Source organism: Reyranella sp. (assembly GCF_965279625.1).
In the GTDB taxonomy this organism is placed as follows: domain Bacteria; phylum Pseudomonadota; class Alphaproteobacteria; order Reyranellales; family Reyranellaceae; genus Reyranella.
Window position 1 is genome coordinate 2,546,944 of sequence record NZ_OZ257251.1, and the last position, 17,175, is coordinate 2,564,118.

Consider the following 17,175-nt stretch of genomic DNA (forward strand, 5'->3'; position numbering starts at 1 on the left):
TTCGAAGGACTTGCCATGCAGTCATCGGGGACATTGCTTGACTATCTGACAACCGTGGACGTCATCGTTTTCGTGGGCGTGCCGCTTTGCCTGTTGACCATCGTCCTGGCGCAGCAACTTCTCGCAGGCAGGACGACGTCCCCCTTCGGTGGCTCATACCCGCGACGGCCGGCACAGCCTTCCCTCATGAAAGGGCCGGAGGCGTGGTCGAAGCCTCATCCCAGGTTTACTGCTCCCGGAAAATGAGCATTCCATGAGGTCCCGCTTCGGCTACTCGCGATACCTCGTACCGGCCGCAATCGTGATCCTGGTTGTCATAGGGACGCTCTTCATCTTCTACGTCGCGCTCTTTGGCGCACGCATAGACTGAGATGGCGTGAGCGCGGGCGCGCTTTGTACGGCTCGATTACTCCTGCAAGACATAGGTACCCGGCGCATCGCAGAGCGCCACCAGTCCGGCGGCGGGATTGCCCATTTGGGGCGGCGGCTGCGCGCCCTCCGAATGAGACGCAAGCCAGGCCGCGAGCGTGGGCCACCACGATCCGTCCCGCTGCGGGGCGATCGCGAGCCAGGTCTCGGGATCGACATAGCGATCCTCCGCCTTCTTGGTCATGACCTGATGATGCCGGCCGGGGCGGTCCGGTTCCGACACGATACCGGCATTGTGCCCCCCATTGGTCAGCACATAGGTCACCTCGGTGTCGGCCAGCAGGTGGATCTTGTAGGTCGATCTCCAGGGCGCCACATGATCCCATGACGTTCCGACGGCGAAGATCGGAACGCGAATGTCGGTCAGCGCAACCGGCCGGCCCTCGACCAGATACCTTCCTTCCGCCAGGTCGTTGGCGAGGAACAGGCCGCGAAGATACTCCGAATGCATCCGATAGGGCAGACGCGTCGCATCCGCGTTCCACGCCATGAGATCGCTCATCGGCTCTCGCGTGCCCATGAGGTAGCGACACAGGACCACGGACCATATGAGGTCGTTCGACCGCAGCATCTGGAAGGCGCCGGCCATCTGCTTGGCGTCCAGAAACCCCTGCTCCCACATCATGTCCTCGAGGAACGCGATCTGGCTTTCATCGATAAACAGCATGAGTTCGCCGGCTTCGGTGAAATCGGTCTGCGCCGCCAGCAACGTCATCGTCTTGAGACGCAGGTCGCCGTCCCGTGCCATCGCCGCAGCGGCAATCGACAGCAACGTCCCGCCCAGGCAGTACCCCATGGCATGCACCTTGCGCTCGGGGACGATCGCGGCAATGGCATCGAGAGCGGCCATCACCCCCAGGCGCCGATAGTCGTCCAGGCCAAGATCGCGGTCGTCGGTGACAGGATTCTTCCACGAGATCATGAACACCGTGAAACCCTGTGCCGTCAGGTATCTCACCAGTGAATTCTGCGCCGAGAGGTCGAGAATGTAGTACTTCATGATCCATGCCGGCACGATCAGCACCGGCTCGGCGTGGACCTGCGCGGTCACGGGTTCGTACTGCAGCAACTCGATGAGCCGATTGCGGAAAACCACCTTCCCTGCGGTCGCCGCGACGTTGCCGCCCACCACATAGGCTTCGCTCCCCACCGGCCGCTTGCCGCTGATGGCCCGTTGCCAGTCCTCGAACAGATGCTGCATCCCGACGAGGAAGTTCTGGCCCCCGGTCTCGAAGGCGCGTTGCTGGAGTTCGGGGTTCGTCGGCAGATAGTTCGAGGGCGCAAAGACATCGAGGATCTGACGGCAGCCGAACCGGGCGATCTCCTCGTGATGGCGCGTGACGCCGCGAACGTCGGACGTCGCGTTATGCCACCATTGCTGCTGCAGCAAAAAGCCCTGATAGAGCAGATTGAACGGGAAATGTTGCCAGGACTCCCCGGCAAAGCGGCGGTCCTGGGGGAGCGGTTCGATCGCGGGTGCGGCCTTGCCGGGACGCACCGTCTGTTGCGAGGCAAAGTTGGCAAGGCGCAGTGATTTGCGCGCCATCTTGTCGAGCAGCTGGAGGCGCTTGCCGGGAGCCGCCATGAGATGAACCAGCCAGTCGAGATAGGCCGCCGCCACCGCCGCCGGCGACAGCCCCAGCGTAAATCGCGCCAATCCCGCATGCAGGGCGCGATCGGTAATGTCCGACAGCGCCGTGACGACATAGGAGTCGTGCGCGGCGGTCGGGGAGACCACGGATGAACCTTTGTCCGGCGCCATCGGTCAGTCACCTTCCGTGCGTGTGGAACCATCGCCGGATGACGAATGACGGCCATCGAGACGAGCAAGCCGCGAACCGGCGATCACGGCCGCGCCACTCTGCCTGAAAGGCGGTTGGAGACCTTGACCCAGGTCAAGAAAGGCGCGGCTTCACCCCCATGACGGCGGCGGCCTGCGCTTTATGCAGGCGCTGACTCGCCGATCGCCTTGGCGCTGAGCAGGGCGTCGATGTCGGCCTCGCTGTAGCCGACTTCCGCGAGGATCTCGCGCGTATGCTCGCCCAGCCGGGGCGGCAGGCGGCGGATCGCGGCCGGGCTTTCCGAAAACCGCGCTGGCGGGCGTGCCTGCTGGATCGTCCCTTCCGTCGGATGCTCAAGCTTCTGGAACAGCCCCACGGCCTTCAGATGCGGCTGCTCGCCGACCTCCGTCATCTTCGCGAACGAAGCATGGGGAACGTCGATCTTGAGCAACAGCTCTTCCCATTCCGCGGTGGTCCGCTCGAGCGCAATCTCCTTCATGCGCGCGTAGATCGCGTCGATGTTGGCCGCCCGCTTGATCGGGTCGCGAACCGCGAACTCCTCGATGCATTCGGGACGTCCGACCGTTTCGAAGAAGGTGCACCAGTTCTCGCCGGAATAAGGGAGCATGGTGAGCCAGCCGTCCCTGGTCTTGACCGGCTTGCGTTCCTTGACACGCTTGTATCCCGCGGGCCCGATCGGCGGCACGAAGGCGTGCCCGCCCAGCATCTCGATGCTGTTGAACGCCGCCACCGTCTCCAGCATCGGCACTTCGACGAGCTGGCCCTTGCCGGTGCGCTCCCGATAGACCAGCGCGGCCGCCACGGCACCGGCGAGCGCAAGTCCGCAGAGCTTGTCGCCGACGAGGCTCGGCACGAAGGCCGGCTCGTCGTCGGTCCCGATGGACGAGGCAAGTCCCGAGGCCGCCTGGACGATCTCGTCGAAGGCCGGCCGCTTGGCCCACGGCCCGTCCTGGCCGAAGCCGGTCGCGGCCGCATAGATGATCTTCGGATTGAGAGCCTTGCAGGCCTCGTAGCCGAAGCCGAGTCGTTCCAGGGCGGCGGGCCGGATATTCGTCACCAGCGCGTCGGCCTGCGCCACGAGGCGACGAAGCACCTCCGCACCGCCGGCCGATTTCAGATCGATCGCCACGCTGCGCTTGTTGCGGTTGGCGGCCATGAACTGCCCGCTCATGCCCCTGTTGCGGAACTGGCCAGTATAGCGCCACTGGTCGCCTGTGAGCCCCTCGACCTTGATGAGCTCGGCGCCCCAGTCGCCCAGCGTCTGGGCGCCAAAGGGGCCGAAGAGAACGGTCGTCAGGTCCAGAATGCGTAGGCCGGCGAGCGGCCCGGTAGCCTCGGTCATTGCAAATCCCGCGAATGGTGGGTTCGACGTCTCAGATAGACAAGGGCGCGCCACAGCGAAAGCGCGGCCAGCCGATCATCGAAATGCACTGCATGCAGAGGTCTCTTTGCCGCAGCGGACCGTGGTCAGAACGATCACACCCGTTCAGACGGGATTCGTCGGGCCCGACGTCAGCCGCCGCATGTGGCGGCGCAAGCCGTGATAGTCGTTGATGGCATTGTGCATGGTGCGCCGGTTGTCCCAGATCGTGAGCGTGCCGGGCTTCCAGTGGACGCGGCAGGTGAACTCCGGCCGCGTGGCATGTGCCTGCAGCCAGTCGATCATCGGCTTGCTCTCTTCTGGCGTCATGCCCTCGAAGGCGACGGTGTGGCCGATGCTGCAATAGAGCGCCTTCTGGCCGGTCTCCTCGATGGTGCGCACGATCGGATGCACCGCCTCGTAGGAATCGGCCTCTTCGGTGCCGGTGATCTTCATGCCGCCGACCACCGCGTGATGCGCCTTGCGGCCGCCCACATGCTTGAGGCCGGCACTGTTCACGCCCTTGAGCGTTCCCAGCATTTCCTTCAGCCGATCCGACAGGCTCTCGTAGGCCGCGACCATGTCGCAATAGAGCGTGTCGCCGCCCCGCTCCGGCGTCTCCAGCGCGTAGAGCAGGGTCGCGAGCGGCGGGGTCTTCGTGTAGGTCGTGTCGGAATGCCAGCCGCCGCCGAAATTGCGCTTCTCGGACGGCTCCTTGACGATGTCGAACAGGAACGGGAAATCGTCCATGCCCTTCACGAACGGATAGTGATTGGGTTCGCCGAACCGCGCGCCCACGTCCATGAGGTCCTGCGGCGACAGCCCCTGGTCACGGATCGCGATCACCTTGTGGTCGAGGAACGCCTGGTGGACCTGCGCCCAGTCATGATTGTCCATGGTGCGCAGGTCGACGCCCGTCACCTCCGCCCCGAGAGAACCCGCGATCGGCGTCACGGTGATGCTGCTGGCCATTCGATCGCTCCGGTGTTCGCGCCTTCGATCGGGCGATTAGAGACCCGAAGGCACAGGACGGCAATCGTCTGGTCCGCTCAAGCCGCCTTACGGAATGTGACCGGGACATCCAGGGTCGTGCCGCGGGTGTATCGCCCGTTCAACGCGTCACCACCACGCTGGAGCACGTATCGGCCCCCCAGTGCCGCTTCAATCGTGAGCGTGCCATCGACAACCGTGCCATGATTGGTGCGCTTACCAGAGTCGGCTTTGTCGCCAAAGGTGGAGACGAAGCCTTGAAGGGCAAACTCCATCCTGCCTTGCACGAGGCCGTCGGCGCCGACACCGCTGATGGTGAGCGAAGCCTCGCCGATCCCCGGCACTTCGCCTTTCCAGGTTCCGACGAAGGAGCTTCCGCCCGACTGGGCAAGGGCCGCCGAACCTAGCGACGTCAGGAACCCGGCGACGAAAACCCTGCGCGACTGAACATGGATGTCCCCGATCCGCACGATCAGCCCCAGCTGAGCGTGATAGCGACGTCACCGGGCATACCGCCCGGATAATCAATGATGTGATAGCGGATATGGTAGCCGAGCGGGCGCAGCTCACGCTTCCAGAACCCGTACATTTCCTTGGGGAGTCCCGTGAGGGTCTTTTCCCAGCCTTCTTCCACCTGATTGATCGCCCGCCCGCCATCGGTGCAGATGTGATTGGGGAAGCGCAGCACCTGGACGGCGGTCAGGCCGTTTTCCATCGCACGACTGATGATGAGCGAGACTTTCTCGCTCGCTTGCTCGTCGGTCAATCCCGACGGTGCGAGCAGATGGTCGAGCAAGGCCTTCTTCTCGGCCTCCTCCGCCTGCTGGGCCTTCAGCGCAGCTGACGCCTTGGCGCCCTCCGCCTCGGCAATCTTCATGTGCAGTTCCTTGACGCTCAGCAGCTTTGACATCCTGACCTCCTCGGAAGGGATAAAGGCGTGGCGCCTAGAATTTCTCCGCAACGAAGCGGCGACCGGCGATCGCGCGTTGGTCGTCGTACGCCCGCTTGTTGGAGCGCGACGACAGCTTCACCTTGGCGCGCTCGACCTTCTTGTAGGGAATCTGCGACAGGATATGCGCGATCACATTCAGGCGCGCCCGCTTCTTGTCGTCGGAATGGACGATGTGCCAGGGCGCGTGCTCGGAGTCGGTGTGCTGGAACATCAGGTCGCGCGCCCGCGAATAGTCGTACCAGCGCGAGTAAGACTCGACATCCATCGGACTCAGCTTCCACTGGCGCACAGGGTCCTCTATCCGCGCCTTGAAGCGCCGGTCCTGTTCCTCCTGCCCGACCTCGAGCCAGATCTTGATGAGCCGCAAGCCGCCTTCGATCACGAACTTCTCGAAGACGGGACAAAGCTCGAGGAAACGCTGGTGCTGCTCGGGCGTGCAGAACCCCATCACGTATTCGACGCCCGCGCGGTTGTACCAGCTGCGGTCGAAGATCACGATCTCGCCGCCGGCTGGGAACCGCTCGACATAACGCTGGATGTACATCTGGGTCTTGTCCCGGTCGGACGGGGCGGGTAACGCGACGACTTGGAACACGCGCGGGCTGACACGCTCGGTCAGGGCCTTGATCGTGCCGCCCTTACCCGCCGCATCGCGGCCCTCCAGCACGATGACCACGCGTTCGCCGGAGACCTTGATCCACTCCTGCAAACGGCAAAGCTCGACCTGCAGCTCTCGCAGTTCCCTCTCGTAGATCTTGCGTTTGAGCTTGCCCGGACCGTTGTCGGTGTCGTTACCGTTCTTCTTTGGCATTCGCGCCTCGGTGGCCGTGAAGGAGGGAAGCTACTCCCGATCACCCCTGCTGCCTTTGATTTTGGTCAACCTGAAAAGCTGTCGACACGAAATCGGGCGCTGCAGATCCTGCGGCGCCCGGCATTCTCGCTACTGCGGCCCGATTGCGGGCGACGAGCGCCCTAGCGGATGATCTTCACGGCGATCGCGGTCTGGTGCGTCCAGACGGTCGTGACGATATCGCCCGGCTTCAGCATGCCCAGTGCCTGCTTGCCGGCCTCGGTCTGGATCTGCGGCAGGGTGATGACCTCGCCACTGTTGGGCGAGGGCTCTTCCGGTCGGCCGTTGGAGGCATTGATGATCGACAGGCCACCGTTGGACGGGGACACCTGTGTGACCATGCCGGACATGCTCCACATGCGGATCGGCTCGCGCGCGCCCGGGATGCCGGTCAGCTGGGCGCCTTTGTCTATCAGTGCCTTGGCCTGGGCATCCGTCTGCGGCGACTTCTTGGCGATCAGCACGTCGATATAGTCGAAATAGTTGCAATCGACGATCATGCCTTCGCGCAGGGACGGGTAGTTGGCAACCAGGTCGGCGGCGCGCATCTTGATACGCCCCATGTCTTCCCAGGTGACGTTGAGGATGCGGCGATCGGGATGCAGCCCGTCGATCTTGCCGCGCTTGAAGTTCTGGTAGTTGTTGGTGACCACGAACTCCTGCGCCGAGGCCGTCGTCGCAAACACGGCCATGCCGGTTGCAGCAAGCGTGCCGCCGGCCATCAGCTTCAAGGCGCTTCGGCGGGATGAATGGGTCATTGTCGGTCTCTCCCCTCGGGTTGAATTATGGCTGCTTCCCAAGCCTGCCCCGGCCTGAGTCCGCGCCAGGACCGCCAGCCTCGGCTACGGGCCATCGCCTGTCCTTGACCAATATCAAACCCTTAGCCTGGGCCGATTGGGCGTCCCCTTCGGGGCACAGCCCTAGGCCGTCATCTTGCCGGCCTCGCGAAGCCTCTCATAATCCAGGATCACGACTTCACCGCCATCGACCAGTGCGATGATATTGCGGCTCTTCAGCTTGCCGATCGACCGGCTGACGGTTTCGATCGTCAACCCGAGATAGTCGGCGATCTCGTTCCGCCCCATGTGCAGCGTCAAAGGCTGAGCGGGCGATACATGCCGCTCGGCATAGAGCGAGCTGATCTCAGCCAGGAAATGCGCCACCCGCTCCGTCGACCGGAGCTGCCCGAGTACCAGGGTCAACATGCCCGACTGCTTCAGCGCGCTCGACAGCGCGTTGGCCAGGGCGGCCGCAAGGTCCGGATGTCGTGCGGCGAAGGCATCGAACTTGCGGCGGTCGAAGGCGCAGGCTTCGACGTCCGTCAGCGCTTCACCCTCGAAGGCATAGGTGCCGTTCTCATCGAGATAGCCGACGCAGTCGCCGGGCGCGCGCAGGGCAACGATTTGCCGGCGCCCGTCATCTAGCGTGTGGGAAACCGCGACAATGCCTTTGCGGATCTTGAAGAAGGCGCCGATCGGATCGCCCGCGCGGAAGAGCGTGTCATGCTTTTTCCAGTGCCGGATACTTCCCAGCGCCAGCAGCTGGTGCAGCCGAGCATCGTCCAACGGCCTGCAAAGATTGAGTGTTCTGCCGATGCAGGTATCACAGGGCAGGCTCAACGGGGCCGTGAGCCTTTGCGACGTTCCAAAGACGAGCGGCTGACCAAGGATTGCACCGTCGCGCACTATACGCAGATAGCATGCGGTCAGAATTATGTCATCCGCTCATACGGATTCGGAATTAAGAAGTCCGCTCCGCCCGAGCCACCTCTAACAAGGCTTTACGCAGGACCTCGAAGATCACCGCTGTAGACCAGCCGAACATCAGGACCCCGCACATCGCTGTCGTGGGACCGATGAGCCGCCATCGTTCGACGGGAACGACGTCGCCGTAGCCCAGCGTCGTGTAATTCACGAAGGCGAAGTAGAGAGCGTCGGCATCTGGAGGCACCGCTCCGGCCATTTCGTAGGTCAGCGCCCATACGCAGACTTCGAGGCCGTGCGCGATCATCAGGACCGAAACAGTCGCCACCATGATCGTGATCAAGAGCAGAGACGGTCCAAGCCTGGAGGTCATTGCGGCGCCCTGCGCCACGCGCACCACGACCAGCATGACCAGGGCGTGGATGGCGATGTTGCAGATGCAGGCGGCCGCCCCCACGACGAACTGCAGGAGCATGTGTCGCGCCTAGGCCGGGATCGCGAACACAGTGATCGCCATCACGAGATAGACTGCGATGAGCTGCACACCGGTGAACCATGTCGACTTGCCGTCCAGGAGCAGGATCGCGGCGACGAATGTCGCAGCAAGGACCAGGAAGACCTCGACGCCGGAAAAGGCAAGGCTGAGCGGCTCTGGCGCCACGAAGAGACTGAGCAGCACCAGCAGCGGCGCGACGAACAGGGCGATCTGGGTGCTGCTGCCGATCGCGATGCCGATCGCCATCTCCATGCGATTGCGCATGGCGACCAGCACCGCTGTGCTGTGCTCGGCTGCATTGCCGACGACCGCCACCACGACGATCCCGACGAACAGGTTGGAAAGACCGAGGGCGGCGGAGGCGTGCTCGACGGTCGCGACCAGGATCTCGCTCATCCAGACGATCATCATGGTGACCGCTGCCATCACCCCAACCGTCAGGGAGACGGGCCACGACGTTCCGTGGTGCCCCTCGTCGCTGGCCGGCTCTTCTCCGCGGAACAGGTCGGCATGGGTGCGCAGCAGGAACAGGAGGCTGAGGGCATAGACCACCAGCAGGATTACCGAGACCACGACGCTATAGGTCACGGAGCGGCTCGCCATCTCGCCCGAGCCGGTGGCGGCAAAGACCGATGGCACCAGGATCGCGATTGCGGCCAACGCCATCATGCCGATCTGCGTGCGCACGCCGATGGTGGCGAAGCTCTGGACTTTGTAGCGCAGGCCGCCAGCCAGGAAGGCCGCACCCAGTACCAGCAGAAGATTGCCAATGATCGATCCGGTCAGCGACGCCTTGACGACGTCCAGCATGCCGGCGCGCAGCGCCACCAAGGCGATGATCAGCTCGGCGGCGTTGCCCAGCGTGGCATTGAGGAAACCGCCGATGCCCTCGCCGAGACGGGCCGCGAGCTTTTCCGTCGCCACGCCCAGCAGGCCGGCCAACGGCACGATCGCAACGCAGGCCAGCAAGAAGACCAGGAGGGGCGAGTCGGGCCGCGCATGATGGGTCCAGGCGGCGATCGGCACCGCCAGCAATAGCCACGCCAGCGGCGCCTCGGCCAGCACGCTGCGCACTGTTTTCATCGGCTTTGCCTGGTTACCCGTCAGCGCTTCGGCAGCCGGCTCGATTCGGCCGCGACGGCCCGATCGATCACGGCAAAGAGATAGGCATCGGGTGAAAGCGTACAGCCGCCGCGAACCAGATTGGCGAGCTGGGCGCCCGGCTCTCCGTCCGGGATCGCAACGCCACGGCGCTGTGCGGAATGATTGGCAAGAAACACGGACAAGGCGATGCGCTGATCCGGTGGCAGGATATGGGCTTCGCGGCAGGTGACGTAGGCGGCCTTGTCGAAGGTGAGGGGCGCGGCCTGGGCGACCGCGGCCGAAGCGCCGGCGGTGAGCGTGACGAGCGCGGTCGAGACGGCAAGCATCCTGCTTGTCATGCGGCAATCTCCCGAGGTCATTACTTGTTGCCGATGGCCGTGCCGCCGATATAGCCGACCGCGCCGCCGATCAGGCCGGCGCCGACAACCGTTCCGAAGCTGCCGCCGGAAACGAGGCCAATGCCGGTGCCGAGTGCGGCGCCGGTGACCGCGCCTTTCTGGCCGGTCGACAGATTGTCGAACTGGTCGCAGCCGCAGGTCATGCCTGCGAGGGCAATCAACAGGACCATGGCACGCATCGATTCCTCCGCCTGATCCCGTGATTGTGCGCGTTCCCGCCGGCCGCCGTGTTGACTAAAATCAAAAGAGGAGCCTGATTGTGAACTGGCCTAGAGATTGGCTCCAAGAACCTCCTTCCCGCGGAACGACATGAAAAAAGACAGCAGCACCTACTGGAAGAAATCCCGCGTCGAGCTACGGGCCGCGGGTTTCGAGCCCGATCATGTGGCGCAGACCAGTGCCGTGGTCACGATCGCCAGCGCCTATACCAACGCCCATCGCTGCAACAACCGGGTGCGCACCATCAGCGACCTGCTGGTCGAACTGCTGGCCGAGCGCGGCGGAAACGGGTTGATCGTCGGGGCGCCCGCCGTGTCCGATGCGCTGACGCAAGGCACGCCGACGGCCGGCTACAGCCTGGTGTCGCGCGACGTCGTGGCCGACTGCTTCGAGATCGGCCACTACGCCCATCACGGCGACGCGATGATCGTGATCTCCGGCTGCGACAAGACCGGCGCGGCGGCCCTCATGCCGCTCGCCCGCACCAACGCCTTCGGCCTGGTCCTCTATCCCGGCACCAGCTCGCCGGGTCGCGTCTCGTTCGGCGCCTGGGCCTCGAAAGGCAACAACCTCACCATCATGGACTATGTCGAGGGCCGCGCCGCCAACGAGGCCGGCCGCATCTCAGGCGAGGAACTGCTCGAACTCGAAGGCAACGTCATGCCGGGCAGCGGCACCTGCGGCGCGATGTTCACCGCCAACACGATGAGCACGATCGCCGAGGCGATCGGCATGATGCTGCCGCGCGGCGCCTCGCATCCGGCGGATTACAAGGCCGGCAGCGACATCCATGCCGATGTGCGGGCCCAGGCCAAGGCGTCGGTCGACGCGCTCTATGGGCTGATGGCAGCCGGCATCCGTCCGCGCGACATCATGACGGAGAAGGCCTTCGAGAATGCCATCGCCACGGTCTATGCGATGGGCGGTTCGACCAACATGTACCTGCACCTGCTCGCCATCGCGCGCGAAGCGCAGGTGCCGATCACCATCGAGCGCATCCAGCAGGTCGGCGAACGCATGCCGCTGATCTGCAATCTGCAGCCGCATGGCCCCTATGCGATGGTGAGCCTGCACGAGATCGGCGGCGTGCCCGTCGTGATGAAGGAGCTGCTGCGCAACGGCTTCCTCCATGGCGACGTCATGACCGTGACGGGCAAGACGCTGGCGGAGAACCTGGAATCGGTGCCGACGCTCGAGGAGATCGGCAAACAGGACATCATCCTGCCCGTGTCCAGGCCGGCGGCGCCCGCGAACAACCATATCAGTGTGCTGAAGGGCAACCTCGCGCCGGAGAGCTGCCTGCTGAAGCTGAGCGGCAAGACCCTGGAGAAGGGCGAGTTCCGCGGCACGGCGCGCGTGTTCGAATCGGAGGCCGACACGATGAAGGCCATCCGCGCCGGCGAGATCGTTCCCGGCAACGTCGTCGTGGTGCGCAATGTCGGTCCGGTGGGCGGTCCCGGCATGCCCGAGATGGTGATGCTTACCATCCAGCTCCAGGGACGTGGACTCGGCGAGGACGTGGCGCTGATCACCGACGGCCGCTTCTCGGGCGTCAGTCACGGCATCCTGATCGGCCACATCTCGCCGGAAGCGGCGCGCGGCGGCCCGATCGCGGCGGTGCGCGACGGCGACACGATCGTGATCGATCCGGGCGCCCGCACCCTGAACCTCGAAATCTCCGACCAGGAGCTGGCCCGCCGCATGGCCGACTGGCGCCCGCCCGCCGCGGCCGACCGCCCGCGCCCCGGCTCCGTGCACGACAAGTACACGAAGCTGGTGTCATCGGCGCATTATGGCTGCGTGGTGTGAAGTCTCTTACGCCGCGACCGAAAGCCTGGCCCGGCTCTTCATGAGCGGCTGGATGCGCTGGCCGAACTGTTCGATGCCGATGATGAAATCGTCGAAAGTGAGCATCACGCCCGCCAGCCCGTCGATCTCGGCCATCTCGTCGAGCAGGCGCGCGATCGTGGCGTAGGAGCCGATCAGGCGCGAGCCGTTGTTGGGCAGCGGCTCGCGGCGGCGTATACGACCGGCCGTCGAGTTCTCGGCGGCGAATTTGTCGGAGGCGGCCTGGTCGGAGCGCCAGCCGATGGCGTCGAGGTCGACGCCGGCCTTGTAGTGCTCCCACTTGGCCATCGCGGCTTCGTCGGTTTCGTCGGCGATGATCATGGTCAGCGCCAGCGCCTTCACGTCCCGGCCGGCGGCAGCGCAGGCAGTCTTGAGGCGGCCCACCGCCTCGGCGCAGTCGCGCGGATCGTTGGCCTCGCCCTGGCCGCTGCAGAAATTGTAGGTGCAGTGGCGGGCGGCGAAGCTCATGCCGGCATCGCTGGTGCCGGCCGAAATCAGCTTGATCGGTCGCGACGGCAGCGGTGACAGCCGGCAGTCGTTCATCGTGAAGTAATTGCCCTTGAAGTCGGACTGGCCGGTCTCCCAGAGCTCTTTCATCACCGTCACGTACTCGGTGACCATCTCGTAGCGATGCTTGAAATGCTCCTCGCCCGGCCACAGGCCCATCTGGTCGTACTCGGCCTTCTGCCAGCCGGTGACGAGGTTCACGCCGAAGCGGCCCTTGGAGATGCTGTCGATCGTCACCGCCATGCGTGCGGTGATCGCCGGCGGCAGCGTCAACACGGCGACCGTGGCGATGAGGTCGATGCGCGTCGTCACCGCGGCGAGCCCTGCCATCAGGGTGAACGATTCGAGATTGTCGTCCCAGTGGCGCGACTTGCCGCCGAAGCCGCGCAGCTTGATCATCGACATGGCGAAGTCGAACCCGTAGCGCTCGGCGCGCTGCACGACCTCGCGGTTGAGATCGAAGCTCGGCGTGTATTGGGGCGAGGTCGACGAGATCAACCAGCCATTGTTCCCGATGGGAATGAAGACGCCGATTTCCATCCTGCACCTGCCTGTGATGCCCGACAGGCAGCAAGCGTCATGCCATCCACGCCACGGCACAATCGTGCAGGAAGCGCAGCCGCAGGCCGCGCTAAGCGCGGCGCTTTGCTCCGATTGAAGCAGTCTGCTCCAGGATCGGCCCTTGCTGCGCCACCACGTCGGCGCGAAGGCAGGCAACGTCCTGTCCGGTCGCAACGGTTTGCAGCTGGGGCGTCGCTTCCTGGCAGGCCGGCCTGGCCATCGGACAGCGATCGAAGAAGGAACATCCGGGCACGACCAGGCGCGGATTGGGCGGATCGCCGCGGACCAGCGACGGGCCCGCCGCCCGGCGCCCGGTCAGTCGCGGCGCCGCCGCCAGCAGCGTGCGGGTATAGGGATGGGTCGGATGGGCAAACACGGTCTTGGCCGTACCCAGCTCGACGATGCGGCCGAGATACATGATCGCCACCCGGTCGGACAGGCGCTCGACCACCGACAAGTCGTGCGAGATGAAGAGATAGGTGAGCGAGAAGCGCTCCCGCAGTTCCAGCAGCAGGTTCAGCACCGTCGCCTGAACCGACATGTCGAGGCCGGAGGTCGGCTCGTCGAGGATCAGCACGCGCGGCCGCAGCAGGAGAATCCGCGCCAGCGCCAGCCGCCGAAGCTGGCCACCGGAGAATTCGTGCGGATAGCGCCGGGCTGACGTCGGATCCAGTCCGACCGCCTGCAGCATCGCCGCCACCCGGTCGCGCCGCTCCGAGACGTTGCGCACGCCGTGGATCTTCAGCCCCTCTTCCAGGGTCCGCCCGATGCTCCACCACGGATCGAGCGCCGCGCCGGCATCCTGATGGGAATACTGCACGATGTTGCGCGCCCGCCGCGCCGCTTCCGGCGCGAGCCCGCTCACCCGTCGTCCCTCCAGCAGGATCTCGCCCTCGCTCTCGCGCTGCAGGCCGAGGATGGTGCGGCCGAGGGTCGTCTTCCCGCAGCCGGACTCGCCCACCAGCGACAGGATTTCGCCACCTCTCAGATCGAGGCTGACCTGCTTCACCGCCTGAACGGGCAGCAGCGTGCGCTGCAGGAAGCCCTTGCGACCGCCCAGCCTCACCGACACGTCGCGCAGCGCCAAGATCGGATCGCCCGCCTTCGGATCGCCCGTCTTCGGATCGGGCCTCATGTGAATTGCACGCAGCGAACCTCGGCGCCGGACCGGGCCCGTCCCTGCGGCGGCCGTCCGGCACGGCAGAGCGCATGCGCATCGTTGCAGCGCGGCGCGAACAGGCAGCCCGGTGGACGTGCCAGCGGCGACGGCACCGAGCCCGGAATGCCGAGGAACGTCGTCGCGCGATCGGGATGGCAGGCAAGCAACGCGCGGGTGTAGGGATGCGAGGGTGCATCGAGGATCGCCTGGACCTCCCCCGCCTCCACCGTCTGACCGGCATAGATGACGCAAAGGTCGTCACACAGCTCGGCGACGACGCCGAAATCGTGGGTGACGAACAGCAGCGAGATTCCGAACTCGGCCACCAGCTCGCGCAACAGAAGCAGGATCTGGTGCTGCGTCGTGACGTCGAGCGCCGTCGTGGGCTCGTCGGCGATCACCAGGCCTGGCGCACAGGCCAGTGCAGCCGCGATCAGCAGGCGCTGGCGCTGGCCGCCCGAGAACTGATGCGGATAGCGTTCGAGCGCGGTTTCCGGATCCGGCACCTGCATGCGCTTGAGCAGGCTGACCAGCCGCGCGACATGCGCCCGCTTGCGCGCCGCGCCGCGCAAACCGTCGGCGGGCGCATGCCAGCGCATGATCTCGAGCATCTGGGCACCGACCTTGAACACCGGATTGAGCGCCAGCAGCGGATCCTGCGGGATGAAGCCGATGCGGCTGGAGCGGACGCCGTCGTTCAGCTCGGCTTCGCTGAAGGCCAGCAGATTCTCGCCCTCGAACCAGATCTCGCCGCCATCGACCGTCGCCGCGCGCGGCAGGATGCCCATGATCGAGCGGATCAGCGTGGACTTGCCGCAGCCCGATTCGCCGACCACACCCAGGATGCGGCCGCGCTCCAGGGTGAGCCCGATATCGTCCAGGATCTCGGCCTTGCCCTCGTCGGTGCGGATCGACACCTTGAGGCCGCGCACGCTGAGGACCGGGATCATCGCGACCGCCGGATCCGGGGATCGACGATGTCGCGCAGGCCGTCGCCCAGGAGATTGAAGCCCATCACCGTGATCAGGATCGCGAGGCCCGGAAAGGTCGCGTACCACCAGGCACGCGGCAGGTAGGTCCGGCTCTCGGCGATGGCGAGGCCCCAGTCCGGCGCCGGAGGCGTCGCGCCCATCCCGAGGAAGCCGAGCACGGCCGCGACCAGGATGGTGAAGCCCAGCCCGATGGTGGCGCGCACGATCACCGGCGAGAGCGCATTGGGCAGGATGTGCAGGAAGACGATGCGGCCGCTGCCGGCGCCGATGCCGCGCAGGGCGTCGACGAACAGCGACGACGAGAGCCGCCGCGTCTCGGCATAGACGATGCGCGTGAAATACGGCCAGTAGGTGAGCGAGAGCGCCAGCATCGCGCTTTCGAGCGAGGGCGACATGAGTTGTGCCAAGGCCAGCGCCAGAATGAGCTGCGGGATCGCCAGCACCACGTCGGTGACGCGCATGATGCTCTCGGACAGCCAGCCGCCGCGATAGCCCGCGATCAATCCCAGGGGCACACCGATCAGCATGGCGGTCGAGACCACGGTGAGCGCGATCGACAGCGCCCCGCGCGCGCCCAGGATCACGCGCGAGAAGATATCGCGGCCGAGGTTGTCGGTACCGAACGGAAAGGCGGCGCTGGGCGGCCTCAGCCGGCGCGTGAGATGCGAGGCCGCCGCATCCTCCGGGTAAGGCGCCAGCAGCGGGCCGAAGATCGCGATGACCAGCACGAAGAGCACGATCCCCAGCCCCAGCATCGCCGGCAGGTCGCGGCTGAGCTTGCGGAAGATCTGGCTCATCCCCGCTCCATCAGCCGCGGATCGAGCACACCGTGCACCAGGTCGGTCAGGATGTTGACGGCGGCGTAGACCACACCGATCAGCAGCGTGACCGCGAGCATGACCTGCCGGTCGCCGGTCAGGATCGCCTGCACGGTGTAGCTGCCGATGCCAGGCCAATCGAAGATCGCCTCGACCACCACGCCGCCCGCGATCAGGCCCCCGAACAACAGGCCGATCTGGGTCACCGTCGCCGTCACCGAGTTGCGCAGCACATAGATCCAGTTGAGGCGCCAGCGGCGATAACCCATGGCGCGTTCGTAGAAGACGAAATCCTGCTGCAGCGTGTCGAGCACGCCCGCGCGCGTGAAGCGCACGATGGTGGCGAGCCCACCCAGCGACAGAGTCACCGCCGGCAGGACGAGATGGCGCAAGGCATCGGCCACCACGTCGAAGCGGCCGGCGATCGCCGCATCCAGCACCATGAAGCCGGTGACCCTGGGCGGCCGCTGGATGGTCGGAGAGAGCTCGCCGCGCAGGGGCAGCCAGCCCAGTTCCATCGAGAAGAGAAGCTGCAGCATGATGGCGAACCAGAAGGCCGCCACGGCGATGCCCATCACCGAGAAGATGCGCAGCAGGTAGTCCGGCCAGGCATTGTGCGAGAGCCCGGCGATGACGCCCAGCGGCACGCCGACGAAGACCGAGATCGCCAGAGCGCAGAAGGTGAGCATCAGGGTGGCCGGCAGGCGCTGGGCGATGTCGAGCGCGACTGGCCGACGCGAGAAGGCGCTCTCGCCGAGATCGAGCGTGGCGACCTTGCCCACGTAGGAGACGAACTGCTCCCAGATCGGGCGATTGAGGCCGTATTGCTGGCGCAGGCGCTCGATCTGCTCGGGCGTCGCGGCATCACCCGCCATCGCGACCGCCGGATCCGACGGCACGACGCGGATCAGCAGGAAGGTGATGACCAGCAATCCGAGCAGCGACGGCAGCACGAGCAGGCAGCGCCGGACGACGAAGCGCAGCATC

At 65.4% G+C, this 17,175-nt stretch carries 18 protein-coding genes; 1 reads left to right on the plus strand and 17 read right to left on the minus strand.

Going from position 1 to position 17,175, the window contains the following annotated elements:
- Nucleotides 1-406 precede the first annotated feature (406 nt).
- From ACQY78_RS12470 to ACQY78_RS12525, 12 genes are all read right to left on the minus strand, one after another.
- Nucleotides 407-2,191, minus strand: coding sequence for a PHA/PHB synthase family protein (locus ACQY78_RS12470; RefSeq protein WP_428686000.1), 1,785 nt, complete (start codon nucleotides 2,189-2,191; stop codon nucleotides 407-409).
- 179 nt (nucleotides 2,192-2,370) lie between these two features.
- Entirely contained in the window at nucleotides 2,371-3,573 is a 1,203-nt protein-coding gene (locus tag ACQY78_RS12475) for a CaiB/BaiF CoA transferase family protein (RefSeq protein WP_428686001.1), read from the minus strand.
- Nucleotides 3,574-3,717: 144 nt separating this feature from the next.
- Complete coding sequence (locus ACQY78_RS12480; protein ID WP_428686002.1) at nucleotides 3,718-4,563, minus strand: TauD/TfdA dioxygenase family protein; 846 nt, start codon at nucleotides 4,561-4,563, stop codon at nucleotides 3,718-3,720.
- 77 nt (nucleotides 4,564-4,640) lie between these two features.
- Nucleotides 4,641-5,051 carry a hypothetical protein gene (locus ACQY78_RS12485; protein WP_428686003.1) on the minus strand — a complete coding sequence of 137 codons (411 nt, stop codon included), beginning with the start codon at nucleotides 5,049-5,051 and terminating at the stop codon, nucleotides 4,641-4,643.
- Nucleotides 5,052-5,053: 2 nt separating this feature from the next.
- Nucleotides 5,054-5,491, minus strand: a complete 438-nt coding sequence (locus tag ACQY78_RS12490; protein ID WP_428686004.1) for a hypothetical protein — start codon at nucleotides 5,489-5,491, stop codon at nucleotides 5,054-5,056.
- A 34-nt stretch (nucleotides 5,492-5,525) separates the two neighbouring features.
- Nucleotides 5,526-6,344, minus strand: coding sequence for a polyphosphate kinase 2 (gene ppk2, locus ACQY78_RS12495; protein ID WP_428686005.1), 819 nt, complete (start codon nucleotides 6,342-6,344; stop codon nucleotides 5,526-5,528).
- Nucleotides 6,345-6,505: 161 nt separating this feature from the next.
- Nucleotides 6,506-7,141, minus strand: coding sequence for a hypothetical protein (locus ACQY78_RS12500; protein ID WP_428686006.1), 636 nt, complete (start codon nucleotides 7,139-7,141; stop codon nucleotides 6,506-6,508).
- Nucleotides 7,142-7,303: 162 nt separating this feature from the next.
- Entirely contained in the window at nucleotides 7,304-8,068 is a 765-nt protein-coding gene (locus ACQY78_RS12505) for a Crp/Fnr family transcriptional regulator (RefSeq protein WP_428686007.1), read from the minus strand.
- A 55-nt stretch (nucleotides 8,069-8,123) separates the two neighbouring features.
- A complete protein-coding gene (locus ACQY78_RS12510; RefSeq protein WP_428686008.1) occupies nucleotides 8,124-8,561 on the minus strand; it encodes a potassium channel family protein in 438 nt (145 codons plus the stop codon).
- A 9-nt stretch (nucleotides 8,562-8,570) separates the two neighbouring features.
- On the minus strand, nucleotides 8,571-9,665 hold the full coding sequence (gene cax / locus ACQY78_RS12515; RefSeq protein WP_428686009.1) for a calcium/proton exchanger: 1,095 nt from the start codon (nucleotides 9,663-9,665) through the stop codon (nucleotides 8,571-8,573).
- 20 nt (nucleotides 9,666-9,685) lie between these two features.
- Nucleotides 9,686-10,024 (minus strand): hypothetical protein, encoded by a 339-nt coding sequence (locus tag ACQY78_RS12520; RefSeq protein ID WP_428686010.1) that lies wholly within the window; start codon nucleotides 10,022-10,024, stop codon nucleotides 9,686-9,688.
- A 20-nt stretch (nucleotides 10,025-10,044) separates the two neighbouring features.
- Complete coding sequence (locus tag ACQY78_RS12525; protein ID WP_428686011.1) at nucleotides 10,045-10,263, minus strand: hypothetical protein; 219 nt, start codon at nucleotides 10,261-10,263, stop codon at nucleotides 10,045-10,047.
- Nucleotides 10,264-10,393: 130 nt separating this feature from the next.
- On the opposite strand from ACQY78_RS12525, the gene ACQY78_RS12530 reads away from it, so the two are divergent.
- Nucleotides 10,394-12,112 (plus strand): dihydroxy-acid dehydratase, encoded by a 1,719-nt coding sequence (locus ACQY78_RS12530; protein ID WP_428686012.1) that lies wholly within the window; start codon nucleotides 10,394-10,396, stop codon nucleotides 12,110-12,112.
- A gap of 6 nt (nucleotides 12,113-12,118) precedes the next feature.
- Here ACQY78_RS12530 and rutA read toward each other — a convergent pair whose 3' ends face one another.
- The 5 genes from rutA to ACQY78_RS12555 all read right to left on the minus strand — a co-directional run bounded on the left by rutA (nucleotide 12,119) and on the right by ACQY78_RS12555 (nucleotide 17,174).
- Nucleotides 12,119-13,198, minus strand: a complete 1,080-nt coding sequence (gene rutA, locus ACQY78_RS12535) for a pyrimidine utilization protein A (RefSeq protein WP_428686013.1) — start codon at nucleotides 13,196-13,198, stop codon at nucleotides 12,119-12,121.
- A gap of 91 nt (nucleotides 13,199-13,289) precedes the next feature.
- Nucleotides 13,290-14,354, minus strand: coding sequence for an oligopeptide/dipeptide ABC transporter ATP-binding protein (locus tag ACQY78_RS12540; protein WP_428686014.1), 1,065 nt, complete (start codon nucleotides 14,352-14,354; stop codon nucleotides 13,290-13,292).
- Entirely contained in the window at nucleotides 14,351-15,328 is a 978-nt protein-coding gene (locus ACQY78_RS12545; RefSeq protein ID WP_428686015.1) for an ABC transporter ATP-binding protein, read from the minus strand. The genes ACQY78_RS12540 and ACQY78_RS12545 overlap by 4 nt, the downstream gene beginning before the upstream one ends.
- Nucleotides 15,325-16,167 carry an ABC transporter permease gene (locus tag ACQY78_RS12550; RefSeq protein WP_428686016.1) on the minus strand — a complete coding sequence of 281 codons (843 nt, stop codon included), beginning with the start codon at nucleotides 16,165-16,167 and terminating at the stop codon, nucleotides 15,325-15,327. The genes ACQY78_RS12545 and ACQY78_RS12550 overlap by 4 nt, the downstream gene beginning before the upstream one ends.
- Nucleotides 16,164-17,174 (minus strand): ABC transporter permease, encoded by a 1,011-nt coding sequence (locus ACQY78_RS12555; RefSeq protein ID WP_428686017.1) that lies wholly within the window; start codon nucleotides 17,172-17,174, stop codon nucleotides 16,164-16,166. Before ACQY78_RS12555 ends, ACQY78_RS12550 begins: the two co-directional genes overlap by 4 nt.
- Nucleotide 17,175: the final 1 nt, after the last annotated feature.

Coding starts and splice junctions, on each gene's coding strand:
- ACQY78_RS12470 (WP_428686000.1), bottom strand. CDS start 2,191: ATGGCGCCGGACAAAGGTTCATCCGTGGTCTCCCCGACCGCCGCGCAC.
- ACQY78_RS12475 (WP_428686001.1), bottom strand. CDS start 3,573: ATGACCGAGGCTACCGGGCCGCTCGCCGGCCTACGCATTCTGGACCTG.
- ACQY78_RS12480 (WP_428686002.1), bottom strand. CDS start 4,563: ATGGCCAGCAGCATCACCGTGACGCCGATCGCGGGTTCTCTCGGGGCG.
- ACQY78_RS12490 (WP_428686004.1), bottom strand. CDS start 5,491: ATGTCAAAGCTGCTGAGCGTCAAGGAACTGCACATGAAGATTGCCGAG.
- ppk2 (WP_428686005.1), bottom strand. CDS start 6,344: ATGCCAAAGAAGAACGGTAACGACACCGACAACGGTCCGGGCAAGCTC.
- ACQY78_RS12500 (WP_428686006.1), bottom strand. CDS start 7,141: ATGACCCATTCATCCCGCCGAAGCGCCTTGAAGCTGATGGCCGGCGGC.
- ACQY78_RS12510 (WP_428686008.1), bottom strand. CDS start 8,561: ATGCTCCTGCAGTTCGTCGTGGGGGCGGCCGCCTGCATCTGCAACATC.
- cax (WP_428686009.1), bottom strand. CDS start 9,665: ATGAAAACAGTGCGCAGCGTGCTGGCCGAGGCGCCGCTGGCGTGGCTA.
- ACQY78_RS12520 (WP_428686010.1), bottom strand. CDS start 10,024: ATGACAAGCAGGATGCTTGCCGTCTCGACCGCGCTCGTCACGCTCACC.
- ACQY78_RS12525 (WP_428686011.1), bottom strand. CDS start 10,263: ATGCGTGCCATGGTCCTGTTGATTGCCCTCGCAGGCATGACCTGCGGC.
- ACQY78_RS12530 (WP_428686012.1), top strand. CDS start 10,394: ATGAAAAAAGACAGCAGCACCTACTGGAAGAAATCCCGCGTCGAGCTA.
- rutA (WP_428686013.1), bottom strand. CDS start 13,198: ATGGAAATCGGCGTCTTCATTCCCATCGGGAACAATGGCTGGTTGATC.
- ACQY78_RS12540 (WP_428686014.1), bottom strand. CDS start 14,354: ATGAGGCCCGATCCGAAGACGGGCGATCCGAAGGCGGGCGATCCGATC.
- ACQY78_RS12545 (WP_428686015.1), bottom strand. CDS start 15,328: ATGATCCCGGTCCTCAGCGTGCGCGGCCTCAAGGTGTCGATCCGCACC.
- ACQY78_RS12550 (WP_428686016.1), bottom strand. CDS start 16,167: ATGAGCCAGATCTTCCGCAAGCTCAGCCGCGACCTGCCGGCGATGCTG.
- ACQY78_RS12555 (WP_428686017.1), bottom strand. CDS start 17,174: ATGCTGCGCTTCGTCGTCCGGCGCTGCCTGCTCGTGCTGCCGTCGCTG.